This is a genomic window from Streptococcus sp. Marseille-Q7156, assembly GCF_965119495.1.
The window spans coordinates 1,821,306-1,847,052 of the sequence record NZ_CBCPLU010000001.1; the positions used below are offsets into that span (position 1 = coordinate 1,821,306).

Genomic DNA, 25,747 nt, shown 5'->3' on the forward strand with positions numbered 1-25,747 from the left:
TCCTATTTGATAAAACGTCTTACTAAACTAATGAGTAAAAAGACAGTTACAAAAATAATGGTAATACTTGCACTGGCAGGTGTTTCTGCATAGTAGGAAATGTAAAGTCCTGCTACCATTCCCAAAAATCCAATCGCACTGGCAAGCAGCATAACCGATTTAAAGTTTTTCCCCAATCGCAGGGCAATACTAGCTGGCAAGACCATAATAGTCGATACCAGAAGAGCTCCCGCAGCTGGAATCATAAGGGCAATGGCCACCCCTGTCACCATGTTAAAAAGAATGGACATGGTACGCACTGGCAAGCCATCCACAAAGGCCGTATCCTCATCAAAGGTCAAAATGTACATCGGACGAAGGAAGAGGAAGGTCAAAATCAAAACAACCACCGCAATGACAAAGAGGGAAACAACCTGCTCTTCGCTGATAGTCACGATTGAACCAAAAAGATACTGGTCCAAACTCATTGAACTCGAGCTTTTACCCTTGCTCATCACAATGAGAGAAACAGCCAGACCTGTTGACATGAGGATAGCTGTCCCGATTTCCATAAAGCTCTTGTAAACCGTACGGAGATACTCCAGAAAGACCGCCGCAATCAAGACAATAGCAATAGTGGAAATAGTCGGAGAAATCCCCAAAACCAACCCAAAGGCTACACCCGAAAGCGAGACGTGGCTAAGAGTATCACTCATCAAACTCTGACGGCGTAAGATAAGGAAGGTCCCCAATACCGGCGAGAAAAGACTCATGGCAATAACCGCCAGAAAGGCACGCTGCATAAAGTCATAAGATAATAAACTAAGCATGGCCCACCTCCTGATCATTCTCATGAACGTTGAAACAACGCCATGGCGAGTCTTGGTTACGAACTAGATGAATATTGCGATCCGCATAGTCCTTAACTTCTTCAGGGTCATGAGTAATCATCAAAACAGCCTTGCCATGATGATGGGCGCTGTGATGCATGAGTTCGTAAAATTCGTTTTTACTTCCTGCATCCATCCCCGTTGTCGGCTCATCTAGGATAAACACATCTGGATCCGAAGCAAACATACGCGCGATTACCGCTCGCTGCTTTTGTCCTCCAGATAGAGAACCCAAGCGTTTGTCTCTGTGTTCCCACATGCCAACTGAGTCCAAACTAGCCTTGATATGCTCCTCATCATGAGCATTCAAACGACGGAACCAACCTTTTCGCGGATAGCGACCCGACTTGACAAACTCATAAACCGTACTTGGAAAACCAGCATTAAAACTGGCAATCTGTTGAGGAAGGTAAGCTATTCTCAATTTCTTACCCTGCGTATTTGTCTTTGAAATAGTCACCTTACCAATGCGTGGTTGGAGAATTCCAAGACTGGCCTTAATCAGTGTCGTCTTAGCTGCCCCATTCTCCCCTGTCAAGGTAACAAATTCCCCACTATCAACACTATAATTAATATGTTCAAGAACAGGTTCCTTATCATAATAGAAGGACAAATCCTCTACCGTAATATATCTCATTATTTGATTTCTCCTACTAAAGCAGTCAAAAACCGCTGGATCACTTTTTGTTCATTTGGAGTAAACTGAATCGCCACTTGTTCATAGGTTAAAAGCGTATGCTCATGGTGATGGTGGTGCTCCTCAGCAATTGGACGAGCCAAGTCAGTCAACTGATAAAAAATCACACGCGCATCTTTAGGATCTTTAGATGTTTCCAACATCCCTTCCTTGACCAAAGACTTAATGGCCTTGGTAACTGCCGCCTGACTGACATTGAGACGACGAGCCAACTCTGAATTTGTTAAAGATTCCTCTGACAAGAGCATGAGGATATGCTCCTGGGTATTGGTCAGAGCTACCTCGCTAGTGCAATGACCTATTAGGATTTCATGTTGATTTTCTGCCTGCAAAATCACCTCATTCAAAAAAGCATCGATATCCTTCGCTAGCTGTCTCATATCTGACTCCTTTCCTTTTAGACTTCTCTTTTTTAAGAGAAAATACTATTCTTTGAAGAATTATTTACTGGTTAATTATATCACAACCAAAAAAAGAGTCAAGAAAAAACGTGAAAACCAGTTTCATTCTTGAACTCTTCTATATTATGATCTATTGAAATTCTTTGACATCTCCATCATAAGTCGCCCAATCTTTGCTGAAAAAGCGCTCATTCAGATGGTAAGTAGGAGCTGGAGTGGGATTGGATAGGAAAGGATCAACTGCCTTGTCAAAAGCCAACCAGCCCAACCAACCAATATGAATTGTATCTTTTACAAAATAAGGTTCAGCACCATTTTTTGAAAAATCTGCTATATTGGTAAAACCTTGGCTTTCTAACTGGTAACGAATTTTTTCAACTGCATGTTGATACATATCTTGATTTAATCCTGTATAATCCATCCATTTTTTATTAACAGGTTGAATCACAAACAATACATTCACTTTTGAATTCGCAAATTGATTCAAGACTAATTGCAAGTCATTATATTCGGATGATTTTAGAAAATTATAATTTTTCTGATAATCCTTCCACTTTTTTAAATCTTTCTTTACTTGCGTATCATAGAAACGATTTTCCATTCCCATATCATTATTCGTGGTATTTGCTTCAGCATCTTTTACAGCGATTTCTCTCAATTCGTCGTAGGAAAATTTATCTGGCAGGTCTTTTAAATACTTCTCCACGCGATCTCTATATTTTTCTCCATCATTCACTGACAATTGTCCAAATAGAAATGATTGTTTTTGGTTGAATCGTGCCAATGTATCTATGAGTGTCTTATCTATTTCTGAAAGTTGCTCACCCTCGGTTATTTTTTTGACTATATCTCCCAATACTACATTAGGATACTTTTTCATTAAACGCGAAGCGGCGTAACGACTTGACACATCTCCAGACTGATTTTCCAAAAAAGCGCCCAATTGATCCGTGTTAAAATACCTACGAAAAACTGCAGATTCATACTCCGTTTCTGTAAACCACTGAGGAGAAATAACAAAAACAGCTTGTTTATTTTCTAGCTCTGGCAATATTTGCTGCATACCAAAGTACTGATTCAAAGAAGCTGCTCCTGCTTGTCCTAAAAAATAGGGTCTATACGAACGATTGTACTTCTCCGCTAAAACAGCTGGATGCATACTATCAAATCGAATCCACTCACTAGAACCAAAAAAGGGAATGAACCGTAGACTTGGGTCCGAAAGAGCTCTCACTTTCTGAAATCTTTCTCTAAAACTTTGTGTACTAATCGCTGCTGCATATCGTTTTTCTTCTGATAAATTATAACTTTTACTAGTAGGATAAAAGAAAATGAGCAGAAAAACCAACAAACCAGCTATCAAGACCGGCCCGAAGATCATCCATAAGCGTTTAAGCATTTTGTAGCTCCACAATACCAGCTATGATTTTATTAGCTGTATTCCAGTCATCGCGACCAAACTCTGTTACAGGGACACGAATGTCAAAACGGTTCTCAATCTCCACAATCAACTCAACCGTTCCCATACTATCTAAGACACCTGCATCAAAAAGATCTTCATCCATCATGTCAGAAACATCTTCCATAAACAACTCATCAATAATTTCGATAACTTCTGATTTGATATCCATATTTTATTTCCTTTTATTTTTTAAACCATAGATCATTCAAGAATCCAGAAAAGATTAAGAATGACAGCATGACGACATGGAAGGTGACAACCATGCCAAGCAACTGAATCCAGCGATTATCAGGTAGAGCAGGCTTCCCTGCTTTTTTCCGCTCCTTATTGAGCGTTTTTTTCTTACGAACCCAAGCGTCATTGATGACCAGTCCAATCCCATGAAAGAGTCCATAGGCGATATAGTACCAGGTCACTCCATGCCAAAATCCCATAATCAGCATATTTACAATATAGGCCACGCTTGAGGTTACATTACGATTTTTAAAGACCTTCTTTCTGGTCAATACCATCACCATTCGCATAAAGACAAAGTCACGGAACCAGAAAGACAGACTCATATGCCAGCGATTCCAAAACTCCTTCAAATCCCTTGATAAAAAGGGCTTGTTAAAGTTGATAGGGCTACGGATTCCCATTAAGTTTGAGATGGCTAAGGCAAACATAGAATAACCTGCAAAGTCAAAGAAGAGTTCCAGACCAAAGGTATACATAACTGCCAAGGCATAGAGGTTAAAGAAGCCACCTGACTGCAAGGCTAAATTCTTCAAAGGAGGCAACAAGGTTTCTCCTAAAACATGAGCTAGGATAAACTTGTACAAAAAGCCCCACATGATATAGCGAACAGATTCATCCAACATATCCATCAACTCATCTCGCCCAGGAATGGTCTGGTAATTTTCATTAAATCGCTTAAAGCGATCGATTGGACCACTTGAAAAAGTCGGCATGAAGAGAAGGAAACGAAGGAATTCCCAGAGGGTAAAATCCTTAATCACTCCATCTCTCAGCTCGATGATAATCCCAACCGAACGAAAGGTCAGGTAAGAAATTCCCAAAAATCCAAGCAAAGACTGCGTTCCATTGATAGCTGGTTGCACCTTGACAAAGATAATCGGAAGTAGGGACAGAAAACTAACTAAGTAGAAGACCCACTTGCCATCCTTGCTTTTTCGATAATGCTTGTAGAAAAGCAGGAGCAATATTTCCCAACAAAGGTAAATAGCCAAGGCAGCCAATTGGTTAGTCTTCCCACCTACCAACATAGTGACGATGAAGAAGAGACTAACTAGCACTTCATACCAGGCAAAGCGTTTCTTGAAAATGAGGCCGATAAAGATGGGCAAGGTTGCAGCAATCACATAGACAAAATACTGAGGATTGCCGTATGGCTCTAAATGAGGAAGCTGTTGAAAGAACTCCATCATCTCTTATTCACCTCGTTAATCAATCCTTTGATATCAATTTTTCCATTTGGAGTCAGTGGCAAACTATCTCGATAAAGGAATTTAGACGGCATCATATAGGACATCATGATGTCTGTCAAATCTTCCTTGATGGCCTTAGTAATATCGATATCACGCTCAAACTGCTCACGAACACCGTCTTTTAAGATGACATAGGCCAGTAGATTTTGTACCTTGTGGTCCTTGTTATAACGCGGTACTGCGACAGCAGACTCGATATAACGAGACTTATTAAGATTTTGAGAGACATCTTCTAGCTCAATGCGGTAACCGTTGAACTTAATCTGGAAGTCCATGCGTCCGCCGTAGAGAAGCAAGCCCTCATCTGTCATGGTTCCCACATCACCTGTGTGATAGGCTGGCAGTCCTTCAAATTCAAAGAAGGCTTCCGCTGTTTTTTCAGGATTATTCATATATCCTTTTGAAACAGCTGGCCCAGAAACAATGATTTCTCCCTGTTCGCCATTTGGCAATTTATTGCCTTCCTCGTCAATGATAAAGGTTGGAGAATCAGCCTTGGTATAGCCGATTGGTAGGCGTTTGAGAGTCGCCAACATCTCGTCTGTCACAGCAACTGCTGATAGGGCTACTGTCGCTTCTGTTGGACCGTAGGCATTGATAATACGGACCTGTGGGAAACGCTCACGTAGTTTTTGAGCCGTTTTAACCGTCAATTCTTCGCCATCAAAGTAGAAATGCGTGATGCCAGGCATTTTCTCACTATTAAAGTCTTCTGATAACATGGCCATATCTGCAAAAGAAGGGGTTGATGTCCAGATAGCGATCGGCAATGAAAAGATGGTCGCAAAAAGTTGCTTAAAGTCCTGAGTAATGGCTGAAGGAAGAGCGAAAAGCGTACCACCAAGTGCCAAGGTTGGCGCCCAGTACATGACAGACAAGTCAAAAGAATAAGGTGGCTGAGCCAGCATTTGCGGACGACTTGGCGTTGCAAATTCCTTGTCCGTAATCATCCAATTGGTAAAGCTGAGGAGGTTATCATGGGAAATCTGCACTCCCTTTGGCTTACCAGTCGTACCAGAAGTAAAGATAATGTAGTAGTTATCATCACCCTTGACTGGATGCGTGATCTCATAGCTAGTCCCTTGGGCAAAGGCTTCTTGAACCTGAGCTAGATTCATCATCGGTGTAGAAACCTGCTCTAATGGAAAATCTGAAATGGCAATAATCAAACTTGGCTCCGCTACTTCTAAAATAGCTGAAACTCGCTCCAAGGCTGAATGACTGTCAATGGGAATGTAGGCATGTCCTGACTTAGTCAAAGCTACAAAAGTTGCCAACATTTCATATTCTTGGCCACCAAAAACGACCACAGGAGACTTCTTAGGCAAGCCTAGTTGGTCAATGGCTGCAGCCAAACTATCCGAATCAGCCTTTAAATCTCCATAAGTGTGTTCCTGCCCCAAAACATTGTAAACAGGATAGCTAGGCTGTGTCTGAGCAAAATGCTCAATGGTTTCAATCATATCTACTATTGGTTTATTTGACACAATAGGGATTCTCCTTCAAGTTAAAATTCATTATAGATAAAGCTTCCTTGACCCTGACCAAGATAGCTAAAGAAGTAAAGCAGCCCCAGAAAGATAAGAAAATACAAGGCTGTCCGACCAAGAAAGAGGTACAATTCTTTTCTCTGTTTCATCAAGAAAAACCATTCATTTCTGTAATTTTTGCTAAATAAGATGAACTCTTACTATAGTATTTTTCTACTATTGTACCACTTTCTAGGGTAATTTTTCAATTGTTTGCCGTAGATTTTCACTAGATTTCAGTTTATTTTAAGGATTATGCGGTTTTTCTATGTATATTTCAAATAGAGTGATCCTGGGCAAAAACTCAATTTTAGTAGAAAATGAAGAGAATCTTTCCATAATAAAACGCACAATATCAAGTTTTTTCAACACCTGATACTATGCGCTTTTCTAATTTTTCAAGACTTTTTAACCAGTCTCTTATTTAAAATAATCTCGTCTGATATAAATTAAAATAGCTTCTATCATCAGACAAATGGCTGATAGCCAAAAACTGATGCTAATACCAAAACTCTCAGTAATATAGCTCATTAGCAAAACAAATACTGAAAATGCTAATGTCGAAATCACTTCAAGAACGGAATAGACATTAACCAAGTTATTTTCCTCTACTGTTTCCTGAAGAAATACACTTTCAGGAACTTCTTTTAGCTGTGATAACATACCAACTAGAGCTGAAAATACTAAAAATATCTGTGCGTTTGGAAAATATAGAATAGTCAGTGTCACTATTGCCATGGCTACAAGAGGAAAAAGAATACTTTCCCATTTAGCAGCAAGGAACTTTTCAGATAGCCTAAAAGCAATTAAGCCACTAATTATAATACCAATAGAGTATGCTGTATTAGAATATCCCCAGTAACTTTCCGTTTCATTTAATAACTCAGTTACAAAGACAAGTATGATAGACGAAACCCAAATCGTATTTGAAAAAATTTCCAATAAATTTGCTGATACAAAAAGTCTTAATCTATGAACTCTAGCAACTAACTTCCAACCTTTGAGCAAAATTTCAAGATTAGTTTCTGACTCTAACACCTCCACTTCAGCCTTCGGAAGAAATAACATCAGAAAGCTAGAAATGATATACAAGATTAAAATGATAAACGTGGTAGGCAACAGACCAATTGTTGCAAACAAGAGTCCACCCAACCCCCACCCTACCAATTGAACAGCTTCACCACTCATTGACAAAGCTGAGTTAGCCTTACCCAAATCGGTCGCATAGCGCGGCACAATTGCATAAGAAACAGGTGCGGCAAAACCATCCAATATTGAAATTGCCACAACAAATAGATAGGTTACCAAAGGCGCTACGGATTGCATTACGGTAAACATTCCTACCAGTATCGCCAATAATATAGTCTTTCCAAATTGGGATAAAGATAAAACCCTATTGAGCGCTATCCTTTTAGTAACTAAAGGAACTAAAAGACTCGCAACAAAAGAGGATATCCCTATTAAAATGGGAACTAGTGACGTGGCAATTACTGATTTTGAAATAATGTATATGTTAGCAATGATTGTTACTCTAAAGAAAATATCTGCTAAATTTGCAAACAATTGAGAGACTAACAACTTAATAAATGAATTAGACATGTAACGCTCCCATAACATAAAAATATTTAACTGATAAATGGTAGACTAGACTTTGTTTGATAACTATTTGACACAAGATTAGGTGGTCAGAAATTGAATTTTTAACATTCCAACTTAGCCATAGTTTTTAGTTTTCACATCTTTAAATCAGCTAAAACAATACGTAATATACATATATATTATATCTAGCAAGATGCCGAACAAGTCTATTTATTTTATTCTATATTTTCCCAAATCAATTACTTGATTATAAACCGTTTCTGAATCAATATGATGAGCAACTTCAATCAAAATGATAGGCAACTGCAAAAGTAACTGGCGCACTTGATATGCATTGTCCTTGTCTAAGGATGATGTAACCTCATCCGCCAACACAATGTCTTTTTGTCGAAGCAGACAGCGAACTAATTCAAGTCGTAAACGTTGTCCACCTGAAATGTTTTCTCCATTATTTATCAGTTGATAATCCAAGATATTGGTGATTTCATTCGTTAAGCCAACTTGTTCTAGACAACAGAGTAATTCTTTATCTGAAATCTCCTGTCCTAATGTTAAATTTTCTCGGATTGTCCCATGTATGAAAAATGGATTCTGAGAAATATAAGCGACATTCCCTTGATAATGAGTAAATTCTCGACCTGATTTATCACGTACGATAATTCTACCACTATTCGGGCTTATCTTTCCTGCTACCAACTGTAGGAGAGTTGACTTTCCGGTACCACTAGCTCCCTTTATTAAAACTTTACTTGGCTTAGTTAATCTAAGTGACAAATCATAAAAGAGCACTTGCTCTCCAACCTGTTTTGAAACGCCCTCCAAAACTAGCTCAGCTAAAGATTCGACTGTCGGATATGATGTTTCTAAACAAGATTCTTCCAATAATGAAAATATTTTTTCTTTCACTGTTTGCGATCGCTGTATATCAGATATGCTATACATAATTCTTTGAATAGGTCCGCTAAGATTCATTGTAGCTATATACATAGAGACCAAACTAGCTGTTGTTAACTCTATACCGCTCTTTTGTAATAAAAGACCAAGTGCAAGAGGTAGTACCTGACTAAGGAATTCTAAAGGACCATTGAAAAAATAAACGACATTGCTAGTCCATTCATTTTTCCAACGAGCATTCTCGTAACACTCGTTGTTTTTTCTCATCTTAGCAAAGTTTTCTTTACTAGCGCCATAAAAATAGATCGTATCTGCTCCCTTAAAAAAATCTCCTACAGATAGATGAAAAGCTTTTTGCATTTCCGAAAAATTTGCACCACTTTTCATTAAACGATTATTCATTACCCATTGAGGTAATGGTCGAAGAAAAGAGAACACAATAAAAACAATACCAAGCCAAAAATTTTGCACCAAAATAAAAACAATCGTTGTACAAAGTATAAAAACTCTTCCAACTATCATATCCAGGGGTAAAAAGAAGCGATTATAGAGCAGTTCCATATCTTGTGTAACAATTGAAACTTTTTCATCATATACAACATTTTCTTTCAAAAATAGTTTCTTAATAAGCTGATCTTTTAACCGAATTTGCATATGACGCTGCAGATTATTACTGACAAAATTTGCTAGCAACATCGTGCTATAAAAAAACAGGTGTAAACACAGGCCATATAAAACAAAGTATGAAATTGTACCAATTGTAAGTTGCTCTTCACGAATATTCAATAGCTTATCCAATAACAATGGCTTTATTAGAGCCATCCCACTATTCAAAAGCACTCCTATTAAAAAATAGATAAAAATATTAGTTTTAATGTATTTTAGAAATTTCATAAATAAGCCTATCTAAAAGAAAGCAAATAGATATAAAAGCCTCAGTCTAAAAGTTATAAACAAATTAACTCCAACTGAGACTATACAATAATTTAATTAACCTATATATGATGCTGTTTATTAAGAGTGATTATTGTTACTATTGAAAAATAATTCTCCTGTTTCACTTTTCTTTCTTAAAATATATGGAGATAGAACTTGCATATTAAATACCTCAAAATTCATAATTATGGTGACAACTTCGAAAAATCCTATCGCTCAAATACAATGAACTGATAAAACAACCGTAATTGAAATTTCTAAAGACAATTCTACCAAAATATTATTTCGAGATACTTCCTTTCCCATATCTGCGTATTACTTTTTACTTGCTAAAATTTTTTCTAAGTGCCTTTCATAATTCTTTGCCAAATGGTTACTTCCCGCTAATTTCATTGCTCCAATACACTTCCTCATTTCAATAATTGCTTTACAATCCATCTCTTTTTTATAGCGATATAGATATTGGGCATACTGAAATACCAATCGCTCATAAATTTCAGTTTCAGTGAAAAAGCATTGGTTTAGTCGTTTTTCAAAATACAAAGCATCAAGAAATTTTCCTCTTTCAATACATGTGATATACCCGTTCAATAGCATAGATGAAATCAGTCGTCTATTATTAGGAATTTCTTTATAAAAATCAGAACGTCTAGACATCTCTCTAGCCAAAAGCATGAAGACATCGTGTTTTAGGACATCTAAAGTATTTGAAAAAATCAATAATTCATAGTATCCCCAATATTCAACACTAAAGAGATAGTCAGTTAAATAAGATAAATCATCACCAGAATAATAAGCTTCTCCAGATAAATCTTGTAAACGAATTTTTAATAAAATAATGTTAAGCTTATGAAATTTCTCTTGTTTAGAATCTGACTCCATCTGAGAATAAAGTAGTTTTTTCAACCCATCAACATCATGATTTGATACAAAATGCCTAACCTTTGATAAGAGTTCGTTCAGTTCATCACGATGAAAATCATGAACAGCATACATAAATTCATCAATAGGCATGTTAATTTCATCCAAAATAGCCATAAATTTTGAAATGGTTAAATCAGTCTCTCCCTTTTCAAAACGTGAGAGCTGTGATGTTGATATACCAGCTTTTTCGACATCTTTTAAGCGAAACCCTCTCGATTCTCGAAACTTTTTAAAAATTTCTCCAAATTTTTTCATAGCATCTCTCCAATAAGCATATATGGGAATAGTTTTTAATTTTTAATATTTTAGCATAAAATAGAAGAAAATAAAAGTGAGGTATTTCACATGAAAAAACAAAAACTATTGCCTTTATTATTCCTAATTTTAGGAGGAATTATGATTATCGTTGTTGGCTAGTACTAAGAAGTTAGTTATTAGAATACTTACATCTTCAATCGAAAAAGAGACTGGAAAAAAATCTTAAAATCAAAAAACGCATAGTATCAGGTGTTGAAAAACTTGATACTATGTGTTTTATTGTGAGAAGATTTACTGTATTTTTTGCTGAAATTGAGCTCTTGCCTAAGCTCTATCAAAATAATTGTTTTCTAATACTCTTCGAAAATCAAATTCAAACCGCGTCAACGTCGCCTTGCCGTATATATGTGACTGACTTCGTCAGTCTTATCTGCAACCTCAAAACATTGTTTTGAGCAACCTGCGGCTAATTTCCTAGTTTGCTCTTTGATTTTCATTGAGTATAAACTAGAAAAGTGAGAATACAAGAACGGCCAAGGCTGCACCGATAACAGGTCCCACAACAGGAATCCAAGCGTAAGACCAATCTCCGTCTCCCTTGTTTGAAATTGGAAGGATACTGTGCATGATACGAGGTCCAAGGTCACGTGCAGGGTTCAAGGCATAACCTGTTGTCCCACCTAGTGATAGACCGATACCGACAATCAAAGTCCCCACCGCAAATGTTCCGATTCCTGCTTGAAGGTCATAAAGTCCCAAAGCAAAGATTGTTAATACCAATACAAAAGTTCCAAGGATTTCACTAATCAAGTTTGATACAGTATCTTTGATGGCCGGTCCTGTGCTGAAAGTAGCCAAAATATTGCCTGCATTTTCTTCTGCCTCATAATGCGGTTTGAATTGCAACCAAACCAAAATCTGACCCAGCATAGCCCCTGCGAACTGAGCTAGGATATAAGGGAATACTGATGCCCAAGGCAAACCACCTTTCAAGGCCACACCAATGGTCACAGCTGGGTTTAAATGAGCTGGACTGAGCTTGCCAGATACAAATACTGCAACCGCAACTGCAATCCCCCAACCCATAGTAATCACAATCCAACCTGAACTGTTGCTCTTGGTTTTTGGAAGAACCACACCTGCAACAACACCATTTCCTAGAAGAATCAGGATTAAAGTCCCCAAAAATTCTCCAAATAATTCATTCATCATCTTTCTGTCTCCATTAAAAAGGAGGAGAGGGTAGACTAGGAGTCCTGCCCTCCACCTCTTTTATTTTTTCTTAATTTTTTAATTCTGCTAAATCGTTGTTAGCGAGAGCTGCTTCGACATCTGCTCGGTAGCCTGCTTTTTCTTCTTCTGACCAGTCATAGAATCGTCCCATTTCATTCAAAACTGGCTCAACGATGCTATCCAAGCTATCACGCATAAAGAGCATATGGTTGGTACGGCGAAGGAGGAAGTCAACTGGGTTAAGTGCCAACTCATTGCGCATTGCATAATGAAGAGACAAGGTGTCCGCCAAGCTGAGTCCTGGCGCTTGTTCCAAGCTGTGAGCAAGGGCAAAGACTTTCGGTGCATTTGAACCGTAAAGATTTGCTAGGTAATGAGCTTCCTTGCTATCCAAGCCACGTGATACTCCAAGTTGAGCAAAGGCTTCGATTTCTGAGTCCACATTTGCTGGGTTCAATTCCCCACCTGAAACAGGGTAAGTCTTAGAGTTGATGAGTTTAAAGCTACGGTCAAATTCTGCTTTGAGGATGTCAACCACGCGCTCCATAGCTCCCTCAGCCATCTTACGGTAGTCTGTGATTTTACCACCAGCAAGGGTCAACAGGCCATTGTCATCACGGTCCAAGCTCGAACCACGCGAAACTGCAGATGGGTCCAAATGTTTCTCAGATGTGCTGCTTTCAAGCTTGCTAACAGCAGACTCAACATCTTCACGCGTTTTTTCCTTAGAGAGATAAGATTCAACAGTCGCAATCAAGTTGTTAAAGCTTTCATCACTGATGGTTCCGTTATTTCCTCCATTGTAGTCAGAAGCGCTATTGCCTGCGATCAATGGACGAAGACCTGCCCAGCTACTTTCGATATCATCAATGGTAATGTTGGCTTCTGGGAAGCGGTTGTTGACAATGCCAAGTAGGTAATCTACATCTTCCTGAGTCACTTTTGGATGTTCCAAATCACCTGTGTAATCTGTATCAGTTGTACCAAAGTAAGTCTTGTTTTCACGTGGGAGAACAAAGACCATACGACCGTCACTCAAACCTGTGTCAAAGTAAACTGGCTGTGAAACCTTGATCTTGCTTGAATCCACTACCAAGTGAACTCCCTTAGTTGGACGCATTTGTGAGAATTGTGTTCCCTTATTAGACAAATTGCGTACCTTGTCGCTCCAAGGACCTGTCGTGTTGATAACCAGACGAGCCTTGATTTCAAAGACTTGGTCTGTCAACAAATCACGAGCTACGACACCTGTAATCTTGCCACTTTCGTCAAAGAGGAAGCCTTCTGCCTTGACATGGTTGGCAATAAGAGCTCCATCTTGGTTAGCACGTTTAATATTTTCAATTACAAGACGCGCATCGTTGTTACGGAAGTCAAGATAAACTCCACCTCCTACCAAACCTTCTTTCTTCAAGTTTGGCTGGCGTTCCAAGACTTCTTCCTTGCTCAAAACCTTGTTAGCAGCTGGTGTGTTGTTAACTCCTGCCAAAAGGTCGTAAAGATCCATAGCTACTTTAAGACGGAAGAGGCTAAATGTTGCTCCATCTTCTTCATAAACTGGTAAGAGCATTGGGTCCGGTTTTGGAATGTGTGGTGCGATTTGTTGAACCACTGCACGTTCTGAAACTGTATCTGATACCACTTCTACGTCGAATTGTTTGAGGTAACGAAGACCGCCGTGAACCAATTTTGTTGAACGGCTGGATGTTCCTTCTGCGAAGTCCTGCATTTCAATCAAACCAGTCTCAAGACCGCTAGCTGCCGCCTGCAAGGCTACACCAGCCCCTGTGATTCCTCCACCGATAATCAAGAGGTCCAAGGTACGTTCCTGCATTTTTTTAATTGATAATTCACGTGTTTTCTTTGAAAATTCCATATTTACACACTTTCTAACTAAGTCGCTTTATTCTTTCAGTATTAGTCGTCTACTTCCGCAAAGACTTGGGTTGCTTTTACAGCCTTCTTCCAGCCCTTGTAAAGTTGTTCCTTGCGAGATTCGTTCATAGATGGCTCAAAGAGTTCCCCTGTCTCGTTCAAGAGTTTCAACTCATCCAAGTCTTTCCAGTAACCTACTGACAAACCTGCTAGGAAGGCTGCCCCTAGAGCTGTTGTTTCCAAGTTTTTGGCGCGTGCGATATCGATTCCCAAAATGTCAGCTTGAAACTGCATGAGGAAGTTATTCATGGCTGCACCACCATCTACCTTCAAGACTTGGATAGCTGTCTGAGCATCCACTTGCATCGTATCAATGATATCACGTACTTGATAAGCGATAGACTGCAAGGTTGCCTTGATAAAGTCTTCTTTACTTGTTCCACGAGTCAAGCCAAAGACAGAACCGCGAGCGTTTTGGTTCCAGTATGGAGCACCTAGACCTGTAAAGGCTGGAACGACATAAACTTCATCGTTGTTGTGAGAATCACGAGCGTATTTTTCAGATTCTGGTGAATTTTCAACCATGCGAAGACCGTCACGAAGCCACTGAATAGCACTTCCTGCGATGAAGATTGAACCTTCCAAGGCATAGTAAACCTTGCCATTGATTCCGTAACCAATGGTTGTCAAGAGGTTGTTCTCAGACAACTGCATCTCTTCCCCAGTATTCATGATGATGAAAGAACCTGTTCCATAAGTATTTTTAACCATACCAGGTTCAAAGGCCAACTGTCCAAAGAGGGCTGCCTGTTGGTCACCAGCCATACCTGAGATTGGCACTTGTCCACCATAGAAATGGAATGGCGCTGTCTTACCGTAAATTTCAGAGTTAGAACGAACTTCTGGCAACATAGCCTTAGGAATGTTGAGGATTTCCAAAATCTCATCATCCCATTTGAGTTCTTTAATGTTATAAAGCATGGTACGAGCTGCATTTGAGTAGTCCGTCACGTGAGCCGCACCGTCAGTCAATTTCCAAACCAACCAAGTATCGATGGTACCAAAGAGCAATTCACCCTTTTCTGCTCGCTCTTGAGCGCCCTCTACATGGTCTAAAATCCAACGAACCTTGGTAGCAGAGAAGTAAGCATCAATGATCAAACCAGTCTTTTCATGGAATTTTTCCACATAACCTTGACTTTTTAGTTGTTCAGCCAAAGGAGCTGTCTGGCGTGACTGCCAAACGATAGCATTGTAGATAGGAAGTCCTGTTTTCTTATCCCAGACGACAGTTGTTTCACGCTGGTTGGTAATCCCGATTGCTTCGATTTGATTTGGCTTGACACCACTTTCGATGAAAGCTCCCGCAATAACTGACTGGACGGAATTCCAAATTTCATTGGCATTGTGCTCTACCCAACCTGCCTGAGGGAAAATCTGGGTAAACTCTTTTTGACTCGAGCTGACCTTTTCTCCTTTTTTGTTGAAAATAATGGCACGAGAGCTTGTAGTCCCCTGGTCAATGGCCATGATGTATTTTTCTTGTGACATGTGCTGTCCTCCTGATAAAGATCTTGAGGATGTTTCCTCTTTACACTAACTAGTATACAAAATAAAGCGCTTTCTTGTTCATCAACTTTTTTTAATTTTTAAAAAAACGTGAGGAGATTGTGTGAATTTCACAAAAAAGACCTGGAACAACCAAGCCTTTTAAGTGAATAATAACTGACGAATCCCTGCCAAATCTTCCAAATCCAAGTCATTTTTTAAATAATAGACTGGTGTTTGTTCCTTCTTATGAATAGGGTTATTGGTAACCAGCAAATCATAATGCCGAGTACAATCATAGGCTTCAATGGTAATAAAACGATTGTATTCCAAATACCGTTTCAAAATAGCTGCCATCCTTGAAAAGACAAGAAAACCAGATGTCAAATCCAGACCAATCCGCATATGTTGACCACCATTTTCAGCCATATACTCTATCAACTGGAGCCATTCCCAGAGAATTTTCTTATCCAAATCCGTCCCCTGCTGAAAGGCAGATAGAGCATGAAAAATCTCCTCTGCCGTTCCCCTAAAATCATGTTCCATCAACAAATAAGGATGACGATTCTCTAACTGGTACTTGTAGCGGTCCTGTAAGATATAGCCCTTATAGAGATAGACTTGAGCACAAAGCTGACTGAGTTCATAGGTAACGTGATCCTCTGTATAATCCCCCAGCAACTCCTCCTTCTTCATCTCTTGAATCAATTGTGTCAGTAAATCTGCCAACTGCCCTCCAAAACCAAGGATATACTCCATAGTATGAAGAGGAAGAATGCGATGGGATAGGAGGAAAGAGAAGAAAATCATCATCTCCCCATCCTCAGTCCCTAGAGGAAGGTGTTGCCCAGCAAAAAAGGAAGGAGCCTTTCTCAGCAAACGAAGGTAGAAAATATTGTCAAAATACCCTCGCATTTTTTCTTCTATGACTTGAAACTGACAGGCATTAACCCGAAGACGTTGTTGACTGATGTGAGCCCAGAGAATCAAATCTAATTTCTGCCCCGAAGACAAACTTGCACCGCAGATTTCTTCTAGTGTAGCAATTTCCTGTTTTCTCTCTGATTTCTGCATGTGACCTTCCCATTCCTGACTAGACCAGACCTTGCGAAAAAGACAGAAATAGAAATAGCGAATCTGATGCTCTGGACCTCGCCACCGTCCATTTTGGATGGATAAATCAAATTCTGACAAAATCTGATTTAAGCTAGCTAAGTGACGGCCAAGCGTTGCCTCACTAATCATCAATTCTTGAGCCAATTGATGGGCTAAAAACTGTTGGTGGTAGAGAAGATAGATCAAAATCTGGTATTTAACAGCATTCTCCAAAAACAAGCTCCGAATATCTCTCCCCTTGGTAGCAGCACCGATTGACAGACGCAGATTTTCATCTTCTAAGGAGATAGTCAGCTCTAAGCCACTGTCCAAAGCCTTGTCATTGAGCAGGGTGACATATTTGGTTAGAGTTGCTTTTGAAAATCCTGTTTCCTCCATTACAGCCTTGACGGTTGTCTGAGACTCTTGTAATAGAAAGGAAAGGATTGAAAATTGGCCAGATTCAGCCTTTTCCATCAAGTCTTCTAAATACATTTGTTACCCCTTTCATTTTCTACCTTAAGCATAGCATAAATCTTAGAAATGCTGAAATAATCTGTTTCTCTTTTTATTTTCATGCTGATTTCCTGGTCCATTATCCTGAAAATCAGCAAACACACGGCTCCCCCTTTGGGCATTTTTATGCTAAAATAGTAGCTATGGATAAAATTATTAAAACTATATCAGAAAGCGGAGCCTTTCGTGCTTTTGTTCTTGATAGCACAGAAACCGTCCGCACTGCTCAAGAAAAACATCAAACCCAAGCTAGCTCAACTGTAGCGCTTGGTCGAACTCTTATCGCTAGCCAGATTCTCGCAGCCAACGAAAAAGGAAATACCAAACTAACAGTTAAAGTGCTGGGCTCTAGCTCTCTGGGTGCCATTATCACGGTCGCTGATACCAAGGGGAACGTCAAAGGCTATGTTCAAAATCCTGGTGTTGACATCAAAAAGACTGCAACTGGTGAAGTTCTAGTCGGACCTTTTGTTGGAAATGGTCAATTTCTCGTTATCACAGACTACGGTACTGGAAATCCTTACAACTCTATGACTCCCCTCATCTCTGGGGAAATCGGTGAAGACCTTGCCTTTTACCTGACTGAAAGCCAACAAACCCCTTCTGCAGTCGGCCTCAATGTCCTTTTGGACGAAGAAGACAAGGTCAAGGTTGCAGGTGGTTTCCTAGTCCAAGTCTTGCCAGGAGCCAAGGAAGAAGAGATTGCTCGCTTTGAAAAACGCATCCAAGAAATGCCAGCTATCTCAACGCTTCTCGAAAGTGAAGACCATATTGAAGCCCTCCTCAAAGCTATCTACGGTGACGAGGCCTACAAGCGTCTTTCTGAAGAAGAAATTCGTTTCCAATGTGACTGTAGCCATGAACGCTTTATGAACGCTCTTGCTAGCCTTCCAAGCTCAGACTTACAGGAAATGAAAGAGGCAGACCACGGAGCAGAAATCACTTGTCAATTCTGCCAAACAACTTATAACTTTGATGAAAACGACCTGGAGGAACTCATTCGTGACAAATCTTAATACACCTTTTATGATTGGCAATGTTGAGATTCCCAATCGTACCGTTTTAGCACCTATGGCTGGCGTGACAAACTCAGCCTTTCGTACTATCGCAAAAGAGCTCGGAGCTGGACTCGTTGTCATGGAAATGGTCTCTGACAAGGGAATCCAATACAACAACGAAAAAACCCTGCACATGCTTCATATCGATGAAGGCGAAAATCCTGTCTCTATCCAACTTTTTGGTAGCGATGAAGACAGCCTAGCACGCGCAGCAGAATTCATCCAAGAAAACACTAAAACCGATATCGTGGATATCAACATGGGCTGCCCAGTTAACAAAATCGTGAAGAACGAAGCTGGCGCTATGTGGCTCAAGGATCCAGATAAGATTTACTCTATCATCAACAAGGTCCAGTCTGTCCTTGATATTCCACTTACTGTCAAGATGCGTACCGGCTGGGCCGACCCATCTCTGGCAGTTGAAAATGCCCTCGCTGCTGAAGCTGCAGGTGTTTCTGCTCTTGCTATGCATGGCCGTACCCGTGAGCAAATGTATACAGGTCACGCAGACCTTGAGACCCTTCACAAGGTCGCTCAAGCTCTGACCAAGATTCCATTTATCGCTAACGGTGACATCCGTACTGTTCAAGAAGCCAAACAACGTATCGAAGAAGTCGGTGCTGACGCAGTCATGATTGGCCGCGCTGCCATGGGAAATCCCTACCTCTTCAACCAAATCAACCATTACTTTGAAACAGGAGAAATCCTACCTGATTTGACCTTTGAAGACAAGATGAAAATCGCCTACGAACACTTGAAACGTTTGATTAACCTCAAAGGGGAAAACGTAGCAGTTCGTGAATTCCGTGGCCTCGCTCCTCACTACCTCCGTGGAACATCTGGCGCTGCCAAACTCCGTGGAGCCATTTCACAAGCTAGCACCCTAGCAGAGATCGAAGCCCTCTTGCAATTGGATAAGGCTTAAAATGGTTCATACTGCTCTACTGGTTATCGATATGCAAAAAGCATTTAATAGCCCTATCTGGGGAGAACGAAATAACCCTCAAGCTGAATATCAAGCATTGAGGGTACTGGCATACTTTCGTAAACACGCTCTTCCAGTCTTACATGTTCAACACATATCTAACAATCCCCAGTCGCAATTTCATAACAAACAAAATCAGGTGTTTAAAAGTGGATTTGAGCCAGTTACTGCAGAACCTATCTTTCAAAAAACGGTTAATAGCGCCTTTATTGGAACAAATCTTGAAACATATTTACGAAAAAAACAGATTTGTCGTATAGTCGTTGTTGGTTTGACCCTGCCCCATTGTGTATCTACTACGACACGAATGGCAGCAAATCTTGGTTTTGAAGTCACTTTACTAGCAGATGCTACTGCCAGTTTTACCCTATCTAACAAAAACGGTCAAGTCATCTCTCCTGAGACTATCCATGAGATTAATCTCCTTTCTCTACAAGATGAATTTGCTCAAATTCTTACTACAGAAGAATTTTTAACCCAAGTACAAGTATAAAATAATCCGTCAACTCTTATTGAGTTGACGGATTTTCTTTGATTATAAAAATTCAAATACTGAAGGTTATTATTGATTCAAAGCAACGCTGGAAACCTTACCATCCGCTCCTGTTGTAATTTGGATGACTTTTCCTCCACCAATTTTGGCATTATACTTACCATCATCAAGAGTATAAGAATAGCCTTTGATAGAGTAATTTTCTTTCTTTCCATCAGCAGATTCTACTGTAAATTGACCACCTGATGAAACTGTGATGGTTTCGCCATTTGCTCCCTTCCAATTGCCCGCTGCAGCTGAGAAATCACCGTTCACCATTGTTAGAACACCCTTGTAGCGTTTATTTTGCTCTGCTTGTTTGTCTTGAAGTTTGCGGTCAGTTGTAGGATCATAGCCTGACTGGTTAGACTGGGCTTGAGGAGACTGTTGAGTTGAAGGAGCCTGAGCAGGAGTTTGTTGACTAGCCGCCTGTTGATTAGCCACTTCTTGACCTTGTCTTTGCTCTGGTGCAGGTGTTGCTGGTGATGGTGTTGTAGTTGCTGCAGACTGGTCAGTAGACGCCTTGGCCTTTTCAGATGAAACTGAACTTGAGGACTTCTGAGTCTTGCTTTCTTCGCTAGCAGAAGTTGCTTTAGAACTTGATGATTGGCTTGTCTTAGCAGAACTGCTTGCTTGAGTTGTTTCCTTTTTATTTCCACAAGCTCCTAATAGTAGGGTAGAAGCTAATACAGTCGCTGCCATCAATTTGATATAGGTTTTCTTTTTCATTTTTCTACTCCTTTGTAATATTTTAGAAATATAAAGAAATCTTTTTGTAATGTAATTGTAACATTGAGATTTGAATATGTCAACGATTCATTTAAACTATTTTAAAAATCTCACATAATTTAAACACCTTTACTCCTCCTACTCTTCTATTCGTAATAAAACAGAAAAACAGGAGATTTTTCTATTAAAAATTTAAATTCGCTTTTTGTAATCGCTTGCATCTTTAACTCCAAAGGAATATAATACCATCGAAATAGAATATAGGAGGTGCACTCTTATGCTAAATAAGTATTACAAGTATCTTCCTTGGTTGATTTTAGGAGCTATTGGCTCTTATCAGTCAGCCACTCACTATGCGCGAACTGCATTTGATGTCTTCTATATGACTACAATCTTTTTGATTGTCTATATCGCCTTGTTATTTTTACATGAGAACTATCTCAAGTATCGATACAAAGCCTTCTTTACTCACCTGTTGAGCAATTCTAAGAAAAATAGCCATTCATAAAAGCAATCGCAACAGCAAAGCAAACTAATAAAGGCAAACAAAGAGGTCGGGAACTTTGTCCCGACCTCGTTTTTATGCAATATCAAATTTTAACTGGCCTGCTTTGACACCAATCTTAAGTGTGCTGCCTGCCACTAATTCTCCCTTGAGAAGAAGTTCTGCTAACTTATCTTCCACTTCTGTTTGCAGGGTTCTGCGAAGTGGACGAGCTCCCATCTCTGGGTCATATCCTTGATTTGCCAACAATTTCAGTGCGGAAGTTTGTAATTTCAAGTCAATACCTTTTTCAGCCAAACTTGCCACTAAAGGTTTGACCATAATTTTCACTACTTCCTGCATATGGTCGCTAGACAGGCTATGGAAGACCACCTTTTCATCAATACGGTTGATAAACTCAGGTCTATAAGATTTTTTCAGCTCTTCAAACATGCGTTTTTCCATATTTTCCTGGTCAAAACGAATGTCCTTTGCCCCAAATCCAACTGTCTTGTCATCACGAAGGGCTGTCGCACCAAGGTTTGACGTCATGATGATAATGGTATTTGAAAAGTCAACCTTGCGTCCCTTGCTATCGGTCAAGACACCGTCATCCAAGACCTGCAAGAGAACATTAAAGATGTCTGGGTGGGCCTTTTCTACCTCATCAAAGAGGAGAACGGAGTATGGTTTGTTGCGAACCTTCTCAGTTAACTCCCCACCTTCTTCATACCCCACATAGCCTGGAGGAGATCCGTTGAGACGACTGGCTGCAAATTTCTCCATATACTCACTCATATCAAAGCGGATAAGAGCTGATTCGTCGTCAAAAAGAACTTCTGCCAGAGCCTTGGCTAATTCAGTTTTTCCGACACCTGTAGGCCCTAAGAACATAAAGGAGCCAATCGGACGCTTGTGACTGCGAATCCCTGACTGATTGCGGCGAATCGCACGACTAATGCTTGAAACAGCTTGATCTTGACCGATGACACGTTTGTGCAGTTCAGCTTCCAAGTTTAAGTATTTCTTAGCATCAGTCTGAGTCAGTTTTTGAACGGGGATACCTGATAAACGACTCAAGGTAGTCAAAATATCAGACTCTGTTACCAAGTCTTTATAGACAGGCACTTCCTCTTCTTTTGCGATTAACTGAGTTGCCTGTTTCCACTTGCCATCCATCAAGGCCTTGTCAGCGGGACTCAAATCTGAATCGTCTGCTTTTACATGCTTAGCCTTATTTTGCACTGTTGCCGCTGCTTCGTCCAAGAGGTCGATAGCAGAGTCTGGCAAGTGACGACTAGTCAAGTAACGATGAGCCATCTTGACAGCTGTTTCAACTGCTTCATCTGTGATTTGCACACGGTGATGTTTCTCATAAGTCGCCTTCAAACCCTGTAAAATGATCATACTGTCGGCCACGCTTGGCTCTTCAATCGTCACTTTGGCAAAACGACGAGAAAGGGCCGCATCTTTTTCGATGTGTTTTTGGTATTCTTCCTGAGTGGTCGCACCAACCGTTCTCAAAGTTCCACGCGCCAAGGCTGGTTTCAAGATATTGGCCGCATCCAGAGTTGAGTCAATTCCACTCCCAGAACCCATGATAGTGTGTAGTTCGTCGATAAATAGAATGACTTGGCCATCTTCTTCAATATCCTTGATGATATTATTCATGCGTTCTTCAAAGTCACCACGGAAACGTGTCCCTGCGACGACATTCATCAAATCAAGCTCTAACACGCGCATCTTAGCCATTTCCGCAGGTACATCACCACTAGCAATACGCTGGGCAAGACCAAGCGCCAGAGCAGTTTTCCCGACACCAGCATCTCCAACCAAGACAGGATTGTTCTTGGTCTTACGGCTCAAGATTTGAATCATACGCGAGATTTCCTTGTCCCGACCAATAACTGGCTCTAACTTGCCAGAACGCGCTTGCTCTGTCAAATCGTGCGTATAGTCCTCGAGACCGCCACTCGGAGTCTGGGGCATGCCCATCATATTAGCCATAGAATTTTGCTTGTCAGCTACTGTACGATGACGTTGGCGTAAAGCCTTGAGGTCTTCACGAGTCCAACCTGCACGTTCTTCTAGATTTCGACGTAGGGCAGCAATCTTGACCTGATCTTTCTTGTCTTCATAAGAAAAACCAGCCCTCTCCAAGATACGAGTCGCCAAGGCATTGCCATCATGCAAAATCGCATAAAGGAGGTGCTCTGTCCCTAGCACCTTAGCATGGACCACTGACGCTACATACTCTGCTTCGTCAAAAAGAACCTGCAAACGATGGGAGAACGGCAATTCCGTAAAAGTTTCATCCTGGCTATAGTCCGTTTCAGTCAGCTCCAAAGCCACCTCTTCTAAACGGTCCATCTCATATGGATAATCATTTAAAGTTGCCCCTGCCACACTATAACTGTGATTAGACATAGCAATCAACAAATGCCAAGACTCTAGGTAACGAGCTCCAAAATGGCCAGCAACCATGTAGGCACTTTCGATACATTCATTCAATGCTTTTGAATAGTTCATCTTACTTCCCTTTTCTATCTACCTCTTGTATGACCTGTCGTAGCATGTTTGCTCGAAGGACTGGTGCTTCTTCTCCTAGAACGCGATCCAAAGCTACTGATACTAGCAAATTCATCTCCTGCTTGGTCATCAATTCCTGCTCAACCAAAAGCTGCAGAATATCCTCATAAATTTCTTGACTGACCCGCTCACCAATCGAATAAAGCAGCTCCCTGAGCATTTCATGATGACTAGAAAACTCAATCCGTCCGATACGAATGTAGCCTCCGCCACCACGCTTACTTTCAACCAAATAGCCTCTACTTTCCGTAAAGCGTGTCTTAATCACATAGTTGATCTGACTAGGAACAACCTGAAAAGTATCTGCTAACTGACTTCGTTGCAACTCCACAATACCAGATTGATCTAAAATCGCCTTGATGTAGGCCTCAATATGATCCGATGTATTTTTAAATCTCATTACAAACCCACCTCTCTCTTTAAACCTTGACTATCTTTGACTATACTATCATTTAACACTCTATAAGTCAAATTTTTAAGGCTCAACCATTGGAAATACTGACTTTTTTAAAAAACACTTTGGCATTAATTCGCCTTAGTTTTTCTTGAAAGTTCTTAAAAAAGTCCACAAAAAAGAGCCCTAAAAGGGCGTAATATTGACGAGTTCAGCAGGCAAGAAACTAGCACGATCAAACGTGCTTTTTTAATACTACATAAAAAGATAGATATCAGCACATTAACACCTATCTTTTTTATTTACAAATAATTAATCAAAACCTACATAAGTAATTAAATTGTTGTCTTTAATTGTTTCCGCAAAATTCATTACAGGAAGTGTATATGAAGGAAATTGATTTGAAAGATTTGTTAAAGTGGAAATATATGTTCGCACATACGGATATAGTATAGCTACAGCATTCCCTCCTAGAACATTTTTCAATTCCTCTTCGTTTTCAAAGTCAGAAGAAGAATAACTATATAGCCCCCTAATAGATACTTCACATGTAAATGGAATATTAGGTATCTCCTCAGGATTTGTTGATTGACCTAAATTTACGTTAATAATAACATAGGATTTCTCTTGAGTCTTATCAACTCCAATTTCAGCAGAAAATTTAATTGGAACTACTAAACGTCCATCTTCTCTACTATTTTCAAAATCTAGATTAGTTTCATAAACCGACTTATCAACTACATAATCTTCAAATTTAATAATTGCCATTATGCTGCCATATCCTTTGCTTGCACCTTATAGGCGCTTTTATTACTATTATAACTATCTGCGTACCCAACAAAGTCACGGAACTCCGCTTTTACATTTTTTACCGAACTTTCCGTAAAATATGGTAGATTGCATTCAAATAAGCTCTTTAACTCTAATTTTTCTTGATATAAAATAGCTTGAACAACTTGGTCTATAGCTTCTTTAGGCAACCATGAATCTAAATCAAGAATTGATTCATCTAGAACAATTTCTTTAATAGCCACTATATTTCTCCTCTGTAACCATCCAATCAATTAACGTAAGTGTTCTTAAACAAATCTCTTTCCCATTAGGAACATTCGAAAGAGGCTTGTCTGGAGTTGGTGGAGTGTATGTTTTACACGTTACAGCATCCACCTCATTATATGGTGGATTGTAACACAATAAATGTTCTAAAAACACTCCATCAAGATTATACCTGTGAAATGATTTATTACGTTTAAAACCACCTAATGAATTTTTTAACACTTGATAATATTGGTTTTTGTATTCATTAAAAACTTTAGTCGTTTTAGGATTATTTAAATCTAAAATAGTTAAGTTGTCACTATTTATTTTAAACTTTATAACACCTATTTTTTTATTACTATTCCTATATACCCGAGCGTACTGTTTTGCATTTTCCAAGCCTTGAAATCCATTCAACGAATCATCAACAAACATGTACAATCCTACTCCTAAGTCATTCGGTAAACTTTGGTCACTTTTAACCACCCAATCACCTGTTATTTCAAATGGAGTGCACTCAAAATGTTGTTGTTGTAAAATATCATTAACCGATTCAGGCTTTGTTCCATGGTACCCCTCCATAGAATGCCTCCCATGTGAGCAATATGATACATT

General features: G+C 39.7%; 25 protein-coding genes. 4 read left to right on the forward strand and 21 right to left on the reverse strand.

Translation table 11 applies throughout. From position 1 onward, the window contains the following. Positions 1–2: 2 nt before the first annotated feature. The 15 genes from ACWPV5_RS08410 to ACWPV5_RS08480 form a co-directional block, all read right to left on the reverse strand. Entirely contained in the window at positions 3–809 is an 807-nt protein-coding gene (locus ACWPV5_RS08410) for a metal ABC transporter permease (protein ID WP_000950033.1), read from the reverse strand. Then, positions 802–1,506, reverse strand: coding sequence for a metal ABC transporter ATP-binding protein (locus tag ACWPV5_RS08415; RefSeq protein ID WP_001269496.1), 705 nt, complete (start codon positions 1,504–1,506; stop codon positions 802–804). The genes ACWPV5_RS08410 and ACWPV5_RS08415 overlap by 8 nt, the downstream gene beginning before the upstream one ends. After that, entirely contained in the window at positions 1,506–1,946 is a 441-nt protein-coding gene (gene adcR, locus ACWPV5_RS08420) for a zinc-dependent transcriptional regulator AdcR (RefSeq protein ID WP_164226154.1), read from the reverse strand. The genes ACWPV5_RS08415 and adcR overlap by 1 nt, the downstream gene beginning before the upstream one ends. 151 nt (positions 1,947–2,097) lie before the next feature. Further along, the gene (dltD, locus tag ACWPV5_RS08425) at positions 2,098–3,366 is read right to left on the reverse strand and encodes a D-alanyl-lipoteichoic acid biosynthesis protein DltD (protein ID WP_261077731.1); all 1,269 of its coding nucleotides are present in this window, start codon (positions 3,364–3,366) and stop codon (positions 2,098–2,100) included. Continuing rightward, positions 3,359–3,598: a D-alanine--poly(phosphoribitol) ligase subunit DltC gene (dltC, locus tag ACWPV5_RS08430; protein ID WP_000351967.1), complete on the reverse strand. Its 240-nt coding sequence runs from the start codon at positions 3,596–3,598 to the stop codon at positions 3,359–3,361. Before dltC ends, dltD begins: the two co-directional genes overlap by 8 nt. A 13-nt stretch (positions 3,599–3,611) precedes the next feature. After that, complete coding sequence (dltB, locus tag ACWPV5_RS08435; RefSeq protein WP_454383364.1) at positions 3,612–4,856, reverse strand: D-alanyl-lipoteichoic acid biosynthesis protein DltB; 1,245 nt, start codon at positions 4,854–4,856, stop codon at positions 3,612–3,614. Then, positions 4,853–6,403, reverse strand: a complete 1,551-nt coding sequence (gene dltA, locus ACWPV5_RS08440) for a D-alanine--poly(phosphoribitol) ligase subunit DltA (RefSeq protein WP_454383366.1) — start codon at positions 6,401–6,403, stop codon at positions 4,853–4,855. Before dltA ends, dltB begins: the two co-directional genes overlap by 4 nt. Positions 6,404–6,423: 20 nt before the next feature. Next, complete coding sequence (locus ACWPV5_RS08445; protein ID WP_000813667.1) at positions 6,424–6,555, reverse strand: teichoic acid D-Ala incorporation-associated protein DltX; 132 nt, start codon at positions 6,553–6,555, stop codon at positions 6,424–6,426. A 310-nt stretch (positions 6,556–6,865) separates the two neighbouring features. Beyond that, on the reverse strand, positions 6,866–8,044 hold the full coding sequence (locus ACWPV5_RS08450; RefSeq protein ID WP_454383369.1) for a ryptide export MFS transporter: 1,179 nt from the start codon (positions 8,042–8,044) through the stop codon (positions 6,866–6,868). Between the two features lie 210 nt (positions 8,045–8,254). Further along, positions 8,255–9,832 carry an ATP-binding cassette domain-containing protein gene (locus ACWPV5_RS08455; protein ID WP_101786195.1) on the reverse strand — a complete coding sequence of 526 codons (1,578 nt, stop codon included), beginning with the start codon at positions 9,830–9,832 and terminating at the stop codon, positions 8,255–8,257. Between the two features lie 357 nt (positions 9,833–10,189). Next, positions 10,190–11,053 (reverse strand): helix-turn-helix domain-containing protein, encoded by an 864-nt coding sequence (locus ACWPV5_RS08460; protein ID WP_000713268.1) that lies wholly within the window; start codon positions 11,051–11,053, stop codon positions 10,190–10,192. A gap of 510 nt (positions 11,054–11,563) precedes the next feature. After that, positions 11,564–12,268, reverse strand: coding sequence for an MIP/aquaporin family protein (locus tag ACWPV5_RS08465; protein ID WP_000980824.1), 705 nt, complete (start codon positions 12,266–12,268; stop codon positions 11,564–11,566). A gap of 70 nt (positions 12,269–12,338) precedes the next feature. Beyond that, on the reverse strand, positions 12,339–14,165 hold the full coding sequence (gene glpO, locus ACWPV5_RS08470) for a type 1 glycerol-3-phosphate oxidase (RefSeq protein WP_454383372.1): 1,827 nt from the start codon (positions 14,163–14,165) through the stop codon (positions 12,339–12,341). A 41-nt stretch (positions 14,166–14,206) separates the two neighbouring features. Beyond that, on the reverse strand, positions 14,207–15,715 hold the full coding sequence (glpK, locus tag ACWPV5_RS08475; RefSeq protein ID WP_000076788.1) for a glycerol kinase GlpK: 1,509 nt from the start codon (positions 15,713–15,715) through the stop codon (positions 14,207–14,209). Positions 15,716–15,874: 159 nt separating this feature from the next. Continuing rightward, complete coding sequence (locus ACWPV5_RS08480; RefSeq protein ID WP_454383374.1) at positions 15,875–17,302, reverse strand: helix-turn-helix domain-containing protein; 1,428 nt, start codon at positions 17,300–17,302, stop codon at positions 15,875–15,877. A gap of 164 nt (positions 17,303–17,466) precedes the next feature. Here ACWPV5_RS08480 and hslO point away from each other — a divergent pair, with 164 nt between their 5' ends. The 3 genes from hslO to ACWPV5_RS08495 are packed head-to-tail and all read left to right on the forward strand — an operon-like array spanning position 17,467 to position 19,859. After that, the gene (hslO, locus tag ACWPV5_RS08485; RefSeq protein ID WP_454383376.1) at positions 17,467–18,339 is read left to right on the forward strand and encodes an Hsp33 family molecular chaperone HslO; all 873 of its coding nucleotides are present in this window, start codon (positions 17,467–17,469) and stop codon (positions 18,337–18,339) included. Continuing rightward, on the forward strand, positions 18,326–19,306 hold the full coding sequence (dusB, locus tag ACWPV5_RS08490; RefSeq protein WP_000183308.1) for a tRNA dihydrouridine synthase DusB: 981 nt from the start codon (positions 18,326–18,328) through the stop codon (positions 19,304–19,306). The genes hslO and dusB overlap by 14 nt, the downstream gene beginning before the upstream one ends. A 1-nt stretch (position 19,307) precedes the next feature. Next, a complete protein-coding gene (locus ACWPV5_RS08495) occupies positions 19,308–19,859 on the forward strand; it encodes a cysteine hydrolase family protein (RefSeq protein ID WP_454383378.1) in 552 nt (183 codons plus the stop codon). A 69-nt stretch (positions 19,860–19,928) separates the two neighbouring features. Here ACWPV5_RS08495 and ACWPV5_RS08500 read toward each other — a convergent pair whose 3' ends face one another. Then, positions 19,929–20,627 carry a hypothetical protein gene (locus ACWPV5_RS08500; RefSeq protein WP_454383380.1) on the reverse strand — a complete coding sequence of 233 codons (699 nt, stop codon included), beginning with the start codon at positions 20,625–20,627 and terminating at the stop codon, positions 19,929–19,931. A 277-nt stretch (positions 20,628–20,904) separates the two neighbouring features. Between ACWPV5_RS08500 and ACWPV5_RS08505 the strand changes: the two genes are divergently transcribed. After that, positions 20,905–21,135: a hypothetical protein gene (locus ACWPV5_RS08505; RefSeq protein WP_033678750.1), complete on the forward strand. Its 231-nt coding sequence runs from the start codon at positions 20,905–20,907 to the stop codon at positions 21,133–21,135. 72 nt (positions 21,136–21,207) lie between these two features. Here ACWPV5_RS08505 and ACWPV5_RS08510 read toward each other — a convergent pair whose 3' ends face one another. The 5 genes from ACWPV5_RS08510 to ACWPV5_RS08530 form a co-directional block, all read right to left on the reverse strand. Further along, positions 21,208–23,640, reverse strand: a complete 2,433-nt coding sequence (locus ACWPV5_RS08510) for an ATP-dependent Clp protease ATP-binding subunit (RefSeq protein ID WP_454383382.1) — start codon at positions 23,638–23,640, stop codon at positions 21,208–21,210. Between the two features lies 1 nt (position 23,641). Continuing rightward, positions 23,642–24,100 carry a CtsR family transcriptional regulator gene (locus tag ACWPV5_RS08515; protein ID WP_001211277.1) on the reverse strand — a complete coding sequence of 153 codons (459 nt, stop codon included), beginning with the start codon at positions 24,098–24,100 and terminating at the stop codon, positions 23,642–23,644. A gap of 306 nt (positions 24,101–24,406) precedes the next feature. Next, positions 24,407–24,862 carry a protein-export chaperone SecB gene (locus ACWPV5_RS08520; RefSeq protein WP_261070751.1) on the reverse strand — a complete coding sequence of 152 codons (456 nt, stop codon included), beginning with the start codon at positions 24,860–24,862 and terminating at the stop codon, positions 24,407–24,409. Next, positions 24,862–25,128, reverse strand: coding sequence for a hypothetical protein (locus ACWPV5_RS08525; RefSeq protein ID WP_261070750.1), 267 nt, complete (start codon positions 25,126–25,128; stop codon positions 24,862–24,864). The genes ACWPV5_RS08520 and ACWPV5_RS08525 overlap by 1 nt, the downstream gene beginning before the upstream one ends. Continuing rightward, positions 25,118–25,714, reverse strand: coding sequence for a hypothetical protein (locus ACWPV5_RS08530; RefSeq protein ID WP_261070749.1), 597 nt, complete (start codon positions 25,712–25,714; stop codon positions 25,118–25,120). The genes ACWPV5_RS08525 and ACWPV5_RS08530 overlap by 11 nt, the downstream gene beginning before the upstream one ends. Positions 25,715–25,747: the final 33 nt, after the last annotated feature.